The organism is Vibrio sp. OPT46, from assembly GCF_015163535.1.
GTDB lineage: Bacteria > Pseudomonadota > Gammaproteobacteria > Enterobacterales > Vibrionaceae > Vibrio > Vibrio alginolyticus.
In genome coordinates this window covers 26,979-38,400 of the sequence record NZ_JADDYG010000008.1, presented here as the reverse complement: position 1 = coordinate 38,400, position 11,422 = coordinate 26,979, and the positions used below count along the sequence as shown (strand labels likewise).

Genomic DNA, 11,422 nt, shown 5'->3' with positions numbered 1-11,422 from the left:
AACGAATAGCATTAGAAGAATGGATTACTTTTAGTAAGGCAAAACCCAATAAACAGGATATGAATGAGTATTTACTCTGTCTTATAATGGGGCAAAAGCGTGTTTTGGGTTTTAGCAACAAGAGTCAGTATCACTTACACTGACTCGATATTGAGGTAGCGTTACTTGGTCGAGGATTTGCTTGGCTTTAAGCCGGGAGTGTTTCCTGGAGTTTTTTTGTTGTCACGTCGACGTTGATCTGGCTTGCCGGTCGACTTGGCTATTGGTTTTGGCCCTGGTTTCAAACCCATGATTTGATCCTTTTTATTTAACGAGGTTATTCCTCGTTGTATAATCTTTGGGCAGTGTTGATGGCTTTCAAGATGTGTATGAAAAACAATCTAAAAATATCCCCAATATTTCTTGTTAGTAACTCATGTTTTGATGCGTTTTAAAATGTACTGCGACAAGTTGGAGGCACAAGATGGATAGAATTACCTCAGGTCCACGACGGCTTAGTGTTGAAGAGATACAAGAACTTCGTCGCGATATGGAAGAATCTTCAATTTGGGCCAAAGCCGAACTAAAACGCCGACGAGACGCAAAAAATCAAAAAAATTCTGCGCATGGTATAGATGATGGTATCGAGAAAGGTGGCATTTCTAACTAGCTGTTATTTAGATGTATTTTGTGCTCGTTGATCTTCGAGTGGGAATAATTTTCCTCTAGACAGTTGAGTTTATAAGAACCAGCCTTCGGGCTGGTTTTTTTGTACTTCAAGTTTGTGAAGAGGAGGCCCAACTTTTTCGTGAGAGATATATACGTGCGGTTAAATTAAATATATATTCATTTTAATTGTTTAATTATCATAAATGGTATTGCTATGGAACAGGCTGACGTTACCTCTCTCATTCCCATCCTTATTACTCTTTTCCTCGCGCTGACCACAAGAAATGTCGTTGTTGGTTTATTCGCGGGTGTGGTGAGTGGTGTCGCTATGCTCGAAGGGACATTTGTCGAAAAAGGGCCACTAGACTCGTTTAGTGCATTGATGAAAAGCTATCTACTGCCGCAATTAACTGACAGCTACAATGCGGGCGTCATTTTGCTCTTGGTCTTTATTGGTGGCTTTGTTGCCTTGATGGAGAAATCTGGCGGTGGTGTGGCGTTTGCTAAAAAGGTTACTCAATGGGTTGCGAGTAAATGCCAAGCTCAACTGTCCGCATGGTTCGGTGGTGTGGTTATTTTCTTCTCAGACCTTGGTACACCACTGATTGTTGGCCCTGTTTTTCGCCCTTTATTTGATAAGTTAAAATTATCACGCCAAAAATTAGCTTTTATTATCGACTCTACTTCCTCTCCCGTCGCAATCTTGATCCCTTTTATCGGATGGGGCGTTTACATCATGGGATTGATTCAAAAAGAGTTTACTGCCCTGAATGTCAGTATGAGTGATTGGGATGCTTTCATTGGTGCGATCCCGTATCAGTTTTACGCCTTTCTTGCGATCGCGATTGTGCCGATTGTCTCTTTCTTCAAATTAGATTTCGGACCGATGGCGAAGGCTGAGCAACTAGCAGAGCAGGGCTCCGACTTTGGGAAAGTGCAGGAGTTCATGAATGTGTTTACGCATAAAAATGCAAAATCTAGTTTTGTATGGGCACCTTTGCTCGTTATGCTGGTGGTTCTATGTACCATCCTCGTGCCACACGGTTTTCCATTTCAAAAAGTGGCAGGATCAACGTTTAGGGCTGCACTTTCTTCTGCATATTTCTTCGCGGCCTTCACTTTAATTGCGCTGATGGCGTTTTATGGCGTAAGAAAGCTTTCGGATGGTATTCAGGTTTATCTGAAAGGGATGTCAAACATGATGTCAGTGGCGGTGATTCTGGTATTGGCTTGGGCGCTTAGCTCGGTTGGGAAAGAATTAGGTGCAGCTGCATACATTGCTGAACAAGCTCAAGCCGGTTTCCCTTACTGGTTATTGCCAGCGGTTGCGTTTTTACTGGCCGGTATTATCTCGTTCGCTACGGGATCATCTTGGGGGACGTTTGCCATCATGATGCCATTAGTGATCCCAACTGCCGTCGCGATTGATGCACCACTGTTGGTTTGTATTGGTGCGGTATTATCTGGTGGCTTGTTTGGCGATCACTGTTCTCCCATCTCTGAAACTACGATTTTGTCGTCGACAGGAGCGGGGTGTGAACAGTATGAGCACTTCCGTACACAATTACCTTACGCATTACTCAATGGAATGATCGCATTGGGGTGTTTTCTTTTAGCTGGAATCAACGCCTCACCAGTGATTGTGCTTGCCGCAATTATTTCTCAGTGTGTGGTTTATTTTGTGCTGTCTAAACAAAAGTCAACCGCGAAGCTAGAGGTGGTTTCGGCAGAACAATAAAGAGAGAAACATCACAAAGCGGAGGCTCACAGGGTCTCCGCTTTTCTTTTGAGTCAAGGTAACATTTTTCTTGTGACAAAATGTGTGTGAGGACCTATTTATTCATTTTGTCTCGCAGAATCAACGTACTTGGCTCGGTGTTTCGTATATATGATCCACTATATGTCTAGTTATTCCTCGTATATTGTATTGTTGAAATCCGGAGACTAGACATGTTTGCACTCAAACATCTTCCTCTTGCATTGAGTTGTGTCTTAGCAGCACAAGTGAATGCGAGTATGAATATTCAGCCCGATCCGCAAAATCCGAATGGTTATGTTATTGCTCGTGGTGACGTTCAAGCCGTAGAGCAAAGCAAAACTTCTGATCCTATGTATGCCATTTGGTCACAAGCATTAGAGACACGCCCGAACTCAGTGGTTGAAGCGATTGTTCCAGGGGCGACAACCAACCCAGAAAACGTGAAGCGTGTAGAGCGTGTATTCCCCGAAAGTGAGTGGGACTTCCTGACTCAAATGGCGGCACCTGAATACACTTACACGCGTTTCCTACGTGCAATTGGTAAGTTCCCTGCATTCTGTGGAGAGTACACAGACGGTCGTGATTCGGATGCAATTTGTAAAAAATCGATCGTGACAGCGTTTGCTCACTTTGCACAAGAAACCGGTGGCCATATTTCGATTGATAACGTATCGGATAATCCGCTAGGGTTGGAAGAGTGGCAGCAAGCTTTGGTTCATGTGCGAGAAATGGGATGGTCTGAAGGGCAAGAAGGTTACACAACAGGTTGTGGTCAAAATGACTGGCAAAACAAACGCTGGCCATGTGAGTCTGGACAAGGTTACTTTGGACGTGGTGCAAAGCAGCTTTCTTACCATTTTAACTATGGCGCGTTCTCTGAAGTGATGTTTGATGGCGATGCATCTGTATTGCTGAAAAATCCAGGCTTGGTTGCGGATTCGTGGCTGAACTTAGCATCGGCTATCTGGTTCTTCCTAACCCCACAAGCACCGAAACCTGCAATGCTACATGTGATTGACCGTACTTGGGTGCCTTCACAGCGTGAGCTTGATGCTGGCATTGGTTACGGCTTTGGTACCACCATCAACGTGATCAATGGTGGTATTGAGTGTGGAGAGCAAAACAAAGATAAAGGTCAACCTGTTAACCGTATTCGCTATTGGGAAGGACTTGCCGCTCATTATCAAATTCCAATTGAAGCCGATGAGACCAATACCTGTTGGCAGCAGACGCCTTACGGCAGCTTAAATCTGAATGGTGCGACAGACGTGTTGTACACCAACTGGGATGGGAACTGGAAATACTACTCAGATCGTCCGGGAGGCCACTCTTTTGAATGTGAACTTGTTGGTTTCCAAACGGCTTACTCTGCGCTAGTTGCGGGTGACTATGAGAAATGTGTAACTAACTTCTACCAATCTCATGCGGGTTGGCCAGAAGTTCGTGTAGTTGACAAGTTAGACCCAGTGGATCCGGTCGATCCGCCTGTAGGTGGTGTGGCAGCTTGGGATTCTGGCAAAGTATATAACACGGGTGATCAAGTTTCTTACCAAGGTGCTGTTTACGAAGCGAAATGGTGGTCACAAGGTAATGAGCCAACGAAAGGAGACCCGTGGAAGCTGGTTTCAGGCACTCCTACGGAGCCGCCTACAACGGAACCTGAACCACCGGTGACTGAGCCAGAGCCGCCCGTCACAGAACCTGAGCCGCCAGTAACCGAGCCAGAACCACCAGTGACAGGCAATTTTATTCAGTGGGAGCCGGGTGTAACGCAAGTCGCTAACGGCGATAAAGTGACGTACCAAAACAAATGTTTTGTTGCGAAAAATGGCCCAGGAGTGTGGGAAAGCCCAACGCAAAGCAACTGGTTCTGGGACGAGATTTCTTGTCAGTGATCGAGTAAAAAACAACCTAACCATCTATAAAGACTCTGCTTTTTTGCAGGGTCTTTTTTTATATATGTAGTGGTTTATTTATGGAATCTAAGTTTTCAATAACAGCTTTTCTCTTTTGTTCTGGAGCCCATTAAAATTCGCGCGCATTTTTTATCAACATTTTTGAAAAAAGGTATTTGTACATGTCGACAAAACTGGCTAACCCAGCACCGCTAGGTCTAATGGGTTTCGGTATGACCACTATTCTGCTCAATATTCATAATGCAGGATTTTTCCCAATTGACTCTATGATTCTAGCGATGGGCATCTTTTACGGTGGCCTTAGCCAAGTAATCGTTGGCATCATGTGTTTTAAACGCGGTGATACGTTCGGCACAACTGCGTTTACTTCTTACGGTCTATTTTGGCTAACATTGGTTGGTCTAATCGTAATGCCTCACATGGGGCTTCCTGCAAGCCCTGCAAGCTTTATGGGTTGGTACCTAGCGCTTTGGGGCATCTTCACTGGTTTCATGTTCATTGGTTCTCTATGTTACCCAACAGCGAAGCAAGTGGTATTTGGTTCTCTAACTATCCTGTTCTTCTTGCTTGCTGCTCGTGATTTCACTGGTAGCGAAGTGATCGGTGCTATCGCTGGCTTCGAGGGTATCTTCTGTGGCGCAAGTGCAATTTACTTCGCAATGGCACAAGTACTGAACAACGAATTTGGTCGTGAAGTGTTACCTGTAGGTAAAGCAAAAATCGCTCGTAAAGTTGAAGCGGTTATCGCCTAAGCTGCTACTCATAATGAAGAAAGGGGGATTAACCATTGGTTAATCCCCCTTTTTTATGTCCTCAATCGGACCACTGCTTTTTCTTATTTATGTGATAACGCTATGTTGATGGTTGCTCAACAGTTTCTGCGCTATTGCTGTCTGCCGTTGGTGCTTTACCCGTTTTACGTCGGTACTTATCTTCCCAGTAATCTGCGCCTTTAATGCCCAGTGCAACAGGGTTAAATGTAAAATCGGTCACACCACGTTTTTGTTGCTCTTCGTAGTCGTTCAGTGCTTTGAGTGCAGGCTTCGACATAAAGAAGATGATCAAAATACCGATGATGTTTAGCCACGCCATCAGTCCTACGCCTACATCACCCATCGCCCATGCTAAGTTGGCGGTTTTCACGGTTCCGTAGAACACGGATGAAATAATGATGACTTTCAGAATAAACATCAGTCCATTTACTTTGAACGTACGACGAATGTAAGCAATGTTCGTTTCTGCAATGTAGTAGTAAGCCAGAATGGTCGTAAACGCGAAGAAGAATAGAGCGATTGCGATGAATGGTTTACCCACGCCAGGTAGTGCGCTTTCGATCGCCATCTGTGTAAACACAGGACCATTTGCACCAATATCCGCTGGTAGGTTTTGAACCAGGAATGTACCTTCAATCGCACCATTTACGTTGTACGCGCCAGTGATAAGAATCATGAACGCGGTTGCTGAACACACAAGTAGTGTATCGATGTAAATAGAGAAAGATTGAACAAGACCTTGCTGAGCTGGGTGATCAACACTCGCTGCTGCTGCTGCGTGAGGACCAGTACCTTGACCTGCTTCGTTGGAGTAGACACCACGTTTTACACCCCAGCCGATTGCCGCACCAACGCCTGCCATTGGTGTGAACGCGTCACCAATGATCATGCCGAAAATGCGTGGAACCTCACCAATGTTTAGAAGGATGATGACAAACGCAGTAATGATGTAAGCTAACGCCATAAATGGCACAACGACTTGGGTAAAGTTCGCGATACGCTTTACGCCACCAAAAATGATGAAAGCCAAAATGACACAAACAACCGTACCAGTGAAAATTTTAGCAAAACTGAAGGTACCAATAGCGGTTTCAATCATGTCACCTGAGCCAAATGCGGCTTCTACTGCGTTACCGATACTGTTCGATTGAACGCCAGGAAGTAGAACACCACAAGCAAAGATGGTCGCGATAGCAAAGATCCAAGCGTACCATTTTTGTCCCATTGCTTTCTCAATATAGTAAGCAGGGCCACCACGGAACTCGCCTTCGTCTTCTTCTTTATAAATTTGTGCAAGTGTTGATTCTGCGTATGCGGTTGCAGCGCCAAAGAAGGCTACGACCCACATCCAGAATACGGCGCCTGGGCCACCGAAACCGATAGCAGCAGCAACACCAGCAATGTTACCTGTACCTACACGGCCAGACAGTGAAACGGCAAGTGCCTGAAATGATGATATCCCTTTTGTTGAACTCTTCCCTGAAAGTAATAAGCGCCACATCTCAAAGAAGTGACGAATTTGTACAAAACGCGTCATGATTGAATAGAACAAACCTGCGCCAAGGCACAAATAGATCAGTACCGGGCTCCAAATAATTCCATTCAGAAAATCAACTAATGACTGCATGAGTATTTTCCCTGTTAGTTGTGTTTGTGGTTGTTTTTCACACAATACATTACCCTTTATGTAATGCAATTGTTAACTTTTTTAGCTACAAATCCTTTGTAGCGTGATGATGAACACAGAATGGAGAGTAGTTGTTAAAATTTGGTTCTTGTTGCTTATTTGCTCCTTTTAGGTAGAAGATTTGCCTGATGATTAATTATGCAGCACATTGTCATTTAAATGTGCTGCGATTTTGATGAGTTAAAAATGCCAGTGGTTATGCATTTTGTGGAGTAAGTGTCTGCCTGTTTTTTGTTCAGTCATGTCCTCAGGCGTAACGACAAAGGTTAAGCTCCGCATTATCCATCACTTTTGTTTTTTCACCTTTCATTACGCTTGCTAGCAATTGACCTGAACCACAAGCCATCGTCCAACCCAGAGTTCCGTGTCCGGTGTTAGTAAAAAGGTTATCGTATTTAGTCGCGCCGATAATTGGTGTGCCATCAGGCGTCATTGGCCTAAAGCCGCTCCAAAACTCAGCTTGGCTGAAGTCACCACAACGAGGAAAAAGATCACGGATGACCATTTCGATAGTGTTTTTGCGCTTTTGTGGAAGGGAAGTATCAAACCCTGCTAATTCTGCGGTGCCAGCTACGCGAATTCTGTCATCAAATCGAGTCATAGCGACTTTATAGGTTTCATCCATCACAGTAGATCGAGGAGAGAAGTGTTCATCTTCCATCGGGATGGTGAGTGAATAGCCTTTGACAGGGTAGACCGGAATATCAATATCGAGTTGCTTGAGTAGCGCTGTAGAGTAGCTGCCAGAGGCCACTACATATTGGTCTGCTTTAAATTGTCCTCGGTTCGTTTGGACACCTATGATCTTTTTGCCTACTGTAACCCAATTGCTTACTTCAGTATCGAACTCAAATCGGACACCGTGTGCCTTAGCAAGCTCCGTTAGTTGTTGGCAAAATTGATGGCAATCGCCCGTTTCGTCATCAGGTAGATGCAAGCCACCAACCAGTTTGTCTTTCACAAGTGCAAGCCCTGGCTCTTGTTCAATACATTGTTCGACGTCCATTAGCTTAAATCGGGTTCCGCTTTGTTCAAGGAGCTGCATGTCCTTTTCAATAGCTTGCAGCTGTTGATGTGTTCGGAATACTTGCAAGGTCCCAAACTGACGTCCTTGATACTCAATGGCGTGTTCTTGGCGTAACTGTTCTAAGCAAATACGGCTGTGGTTAGCGATCGAAAGCATGCGAGCCTTGTTAACTTGATAGCGAGGTAGGGTGCAGTTCGCGACCATTTTACTCGCCCAGCGGATCATGTCGGCATTCAGAGTGGGTTTGATTTTAAGTGGAGCATGCTCTTCCATTAACCACTTAATGGCTTTAACAGGAACACCAGGCGCAGCCCAAGGCGAAGAATAGCCATACGAGATCTGCCCGGCATTGGCGAAGCTCGTTTCCATGGCACTGCTTGGTTGGCGGTCAATGACGGTAACTTGATAGCCTGCTTGAGATAAATACCAAGCAGAGGTTAAGCCGATAACGCCGCTGCCTAATACGATGACTTCCATTGATGCACTCCACACATTTATCAGAGTGCTCAGTTTCTTTTCTTTACCTTTTATTAACAATCGATATAAATTACACACAGTGTTTAGAAAAACTATAGGCTCAAGGATGAAAAGTAATCTGATAAGTGGTTTGTGCCTATTTAGCCAAGTCGCGGAGTACAGTAGCTTTACTGGTGCCGCAAGACATTTACACCTCACCACTGGTGCCATAAGCCAACAAATTATTCATTTGGAAGCGTTATTAGGTTTTACTTTATTTGAACGCCACTCTCGCGGTATTCGTTTAACCGTAAAAGGCACTCAGTTACACCAAGCGACGCAGTTTCACTTTTCGGAACTGAGCAAATTGCTTGATGAGCTCAAAGTAGAAAAGCAAACCAATGAAATTCGTTTGAAGTTGACGCCTTCTTTTGCTTTCAAATGGTTAGTCCCAAAGCTCGAAAGCTTCCATCATGATAATCCGGATATCCAAGTACAAATCTTTGCGGAAGGTGCGCTGGTAAATAGTGAGATAAAAGACTATGACGTCGCAATTGACTATGGTCTTCATCCTTATAGAAATGCTAACGCGGAGCTGATTTTGGATGAGCATCTGCTACCGGTGATGAGTCCAAAATACCTTGAGGATCATGGCTGGCTAAAAACGTTGTTTGGTGAGCAAAAAAACTCAATGCCAGTGAAGCAATGGCAAGAGGCGACGCTACTACACGATGCGATGCCATGGGAAAAAGCGACGCGTGACTATGAGTGGCTATATTGGGCGTCAGCGATGGGGTTGGATTTTAAAACCGATGTCGGACACTTTTTTAATCGAACGGATATGGCGATGTCTGCAGCCGAAGCTGGCGTTGGGATTGCGATGGCTCGAATGGCATTGATTGAGGATGAATTGACGACAGAGCGTTTGGTTTCTCCATTCAAACCGATTCCTGCCAATGCAGGGTATTACTTGATCATGAACACACGTACGAATGCGACAGAAACGTTTCGTCACTGGTTACTTGGACAGTTGAATTAGCGTTTTATCTCTGTGATTTATCCCTACGTTATTTGTTGAAAAATTGGGCAATATAAGTTTTATAAGCAAGGTAAGTGCTTTGCTTGCCGCTATTTGAGTGATGAAAGACAGGGAAGAACATGAAAGACGAAACGCTATCCATCCATTTTGGTTACGAAACTGACCCGACCACCAAATCTGTCGCGACACCGATTTATCAAACAGTCGCGTACGAGTTTGACAACGCGCAGCACGGCGCTGATCTGTTTAACTTGGAAGTGCCGGGGAATATCTACACTCGCATCATGAATCCGACTAACGATGTTCTGGAAAAACGCATGGCGGCGTTAGAAGGCGGCATTGCTGGATTGGTCGTGAGTGCGGGGAGTGCAGCGATTAACTATGCGATTCTGACCTTAGCGCAAGCGGGCGATAACATCGTTTCTACGCCGCAACTTTATGGCGGTACTTATACCTTGTTTGCGCACATGCTGCCAAATCAGGGTATTCAGGTGAAGTTTGCTAAAGATGACAAGCCAGAAAGTTTGGCCGAGTTAATTGATGAAAATACCAAAGCGGTGTACTGCGAGAGCATTGGTAACCCTGCAGGTAATATCATCGATTTAGAACGTGTGGCGGAGCTTGCTCACGCACAAGGCGTGCCTGTGATTGTGGATAACACCGTCGCGACGCCAGTGCTGTGCAAACCCATCGAGTTCGGTGCGGATATCGTAGTTCACTCTCTCACTAAATACGTTGGTGGGCATGGCACCACATTGGGTGGCGTGATTGTGGATTCAGGTAAATTCCCTTGGGCGCAGCACAAAGACCGCTTTCCTGTTTTCAACCAACCAGAACCTTCTTACCACGGCGTGGTGTATACCGAAGCGTTTGGTGAAGCGGCATTTATCGGGCGTGCGCGTACCGTACCACTGCGTAATACCGGAGCCGCATTATCACCGATGAATGCATTTATGCTTATGCAAGGGCTAGAAACGTTACCGCTGCGTATGGAGCGCCATACCGAGAACACACTCAAAGTGGCTAAATTCTTGGAACAGAATGACAAAGTCAGTTGGGTAAGTTATGCCGGATTGCCAAGTTCTGAACACTTCCATCTCGCCGAAAAATACATGAAAGGTAAGCCTTCTGCGATTTTGTCGTTTGGTTTAAAAGATGGTTATGACGCTGGTGTGCGTTTTTATGATGCTTTGAAAATCTTTAAGCGTTTGGTGAACATTGGCGATGCAAAATCATTGGCTTGCCATCCTGCATCGACGACTCATCGTCAATTGAGCGAAGCAGAACAAAAACAAGCTGGTGTGTCTCCAGAGATGATTCGTTTATCGGTGGGTATTGAACATATTGACGATATTCTAGCCGATTTAGAACAGGCACTAAACGCGTAAAACGATTCTGTTTTTAGCTTTGGGTTACCCATAGGCCAGCCTTTAAAAAAGCTAGCCTATTTTTATTTTATTGTTTAAATATCAAGGGTTTTAGTGTTTTTGGATTGTGGTATTCCAAAAGCTCATGGTGGATGAAATTTATTCCCTTGTCGCATTTGGGGTTGTTCCTGATGATGTGTGCAAATCTTACACATTGGAAGGGACTCAAATGTCTTACGTATTTCACCGTCATTGCCATGCCACGTTGCCAATCATCGATAAAGGTGAAGGTGTTTATCTATTCGATAAACAAGGGAAACAGTATCTCGATGCTTGTGGCGGCGCTGCGGTATCAAACCTTGGCCACAGTCATCAAGCCGTTAAAAAAGCTATGTTGGAACAGCTCGAGCGAGTGCCGTTTGCTCATACTGGATTTTTTACTAGTGACAGCAGTGAGCGACTAGCGGAATTGATTTGTCAGCATATGCCTGAGCAGTTCAACCATGTGTATTTAGTCAGTGGCGGATCAGAAGCGGTGGAGTCGGCACTAAAAATGGCGCGGCAGTATTTTGTGGAATCAGGTAAGCCAGAGAAGAAGCAATTCATTGCGCGTCAGCAAAGTTATCACGGCAATACGTTGGGAGCTCTGGCGGTCGGTGGTAATGAATGGCGACGTGAACCGTTCAAACCTATCTTGCATCCGAGTCATCACATTGCCCCTTGCTATGCTTATCGTTGTCAGCAGAGTCA

8 protein-coding genes and 1 pseudogene are annotated in these 11,422 nt (G+C 44.9%); 7 read left to right on the top strand and 2 right to left on the bottom strand.

Features of this window, described 5'->3' with window-relative positions; translation table 11 throughout:
* Positions 1–463 precede the first annotated feature (463 nt).
* From IQR33_RS01470 to IQR33_RS01455, 4 genes are all read left to right on the top strand, one after another.
* The gene (locus tag IQR33_RS01470) at positions 464–649 is read left to right on the top strand and encodes a hypothetical protein (protein ID WP_025594098.1); all 186 of its coding nucleotides are present in this window, start codon (positions 464–466) and stop codon (positions 647–649) included.
* A gap of 213 nt (positions 650–862) precedes the next feature.
* The gene (locus IQR33_RS01465) at positions 863–2,386 is read left to right on the top strand and encodes a Na+/H+ antiporter NhaC family protein (RefSeq protein WP_193837483.1); all 1,524 of its coding nucleotides are present in this window, start codon (positions 863–865) and stop codon (positions 2,384–2,386) included.
* 212 nt (positions 2,387–2,598) lie between these two features.
* The gene (locus IQR33_RS01460) at positions 2,599–4,302 is read left to right on the top strand and encodes a chitinase (RefSeq protein WP_042521182.1); all 1,704 of its coding nucleotides are present in this window, start codon (positions 2,599–2,601) and stop codon (positions 4,300–4,302) included.
* Positions 4,303–4,484: 182 nt separating this feature from the next.
* A complete protein-coding gene (locus IQR33_RS01455) occupies positions 4,485–5,075 on the top strand; it encodes an acetate uptake transporter (protein ID WP_005381682.1) in 591 nt (196 codons plus the stop codon).
* A 100-nt stretch (positions 5,076–5,175) separates the two neighbouring features.
* Here IQR33_RS01455 and IQR33_RS01450 read toward each other — a convergent pair whose 3' ends face one another.
* Both IQR33_RS01450 and IQR33_RS01445 read right to left on the bottom strand, forming a co-directional pair.
* Entirely contained in the window at positions 5,176–6,723 is a 1,548-nt protein-coding gene (locus IQR33_RS01450) for an alanine/glycine:cation symporter family protein (protein WP_005381681.1), read from the bottom strand.
* A 307-nt stretch (positions 6,724–7,030) separates the two neighbouring features.
* Positions 7,031–8,287, bottom strand: coding sequence for a D-amino acid dehydrogenase (locus IQR33_RS01445; protein ID WP_042521183.1), 1,257 nt, complete (start codon positions 8,285–8,287; stop codon positions 7,031–7,033).
* A 106-nt stretch (positions 8,288–8,393) separates the two neighbouring features.
* On the opposite strand from IQR33_RS01445, the gene IQR33_RS01440 reads away from it, so the two are divergent.
* The 3 genes and pseudogenes from IQR33_RS01440 to IQR33_RS32030 form a co-directional block, all read left to right on the top strand.
* Entirely contained in the window at positions 8,394–9,305 is a 912-nt protein-coding gene (locus IQR33_RS01440; protein ID WP_042521185.1) for a LysR substrate-binding domain-containing protein, read from the top strand.
* Positions 9,306–9,424: 119 nt separating this feature from the next.
* Positions 9,425–10,693 (top strand): O-acetylhomoserine aminocarboxypropyltransferase/cysteine synthase family protein, encoded by a 1,269-nt coding sequence (locus IQR33_RS01435; RefSeq protein ID WP_193837484.1) that lies wholly within the window; start codon positions 9,425–9,427, stop codon positions 10,691–10,693.
* Between the two features lie 208 nt (positions 10,694–10,901).
* Positions 10,902–11,422: pseudogene (locus tag IQR33_RS32030) on the top strand (aminotransferase class III-fold pyridoxal phosphate-dependent enzyme); the annotation flags it as partial.

Coding starts and splice junctions, on each gene's coding strand:
- IQR33_RS01450 (WP_005381681.1), bottom strand. CDS start 6,723: ATGCAGTCATTAGTTGATTTTCTGAATGGAATTATTTGGAGCCCGGTA.
- IQR33_RS01465 (WP_193837483.1), top strand. CDS start 863: ATGGAACAGGCTGACGTTACCTCTCTCATTCCCATCCTTATTACTCTT.
- IQR33_RS01460 (WP_042521182.1), top strand. CDS start 2,599: ATGTTTGCACTCAAACATCTTCCTCTTGCATTGAGTTGTGTCTTAGCA.
- IQR33_RS01445 (WP_042521183.1), bottom strand. CDS start 8,287: ATGGAAGTCATCGTATTAGGCAGCGGCGTTATCGGCTTAACCTCTGCT.
- IQR33_RS01470 (WP_025594098.1), top strand. CDS start 464: ATGGATAGAATTACCTCAGGTCCACGACGGCTTAGTGTTGAAGAGATA.
- IQR33_RS01455 (WP_005381682.1), top strand. CDS start 4,485: ATGTCGACAAAACTGGCTAACCCAGCACCGCTAGGTCTAATGGGTTTC.
- IQR33_RS01435 (WP_193837484.1), top strand. CDS start 9,425: ATGAAAGACGAAACGCTATCCATCCATTTTGGTTACGAAACTGACCCG.
- IQR33_RS01440 (WP_042521185.1), top strand. CDS start 8,394: ATGAAAAGTAATCTGATAAGTGGTTTGTGCCTATTTAGCCAAGTCGCG.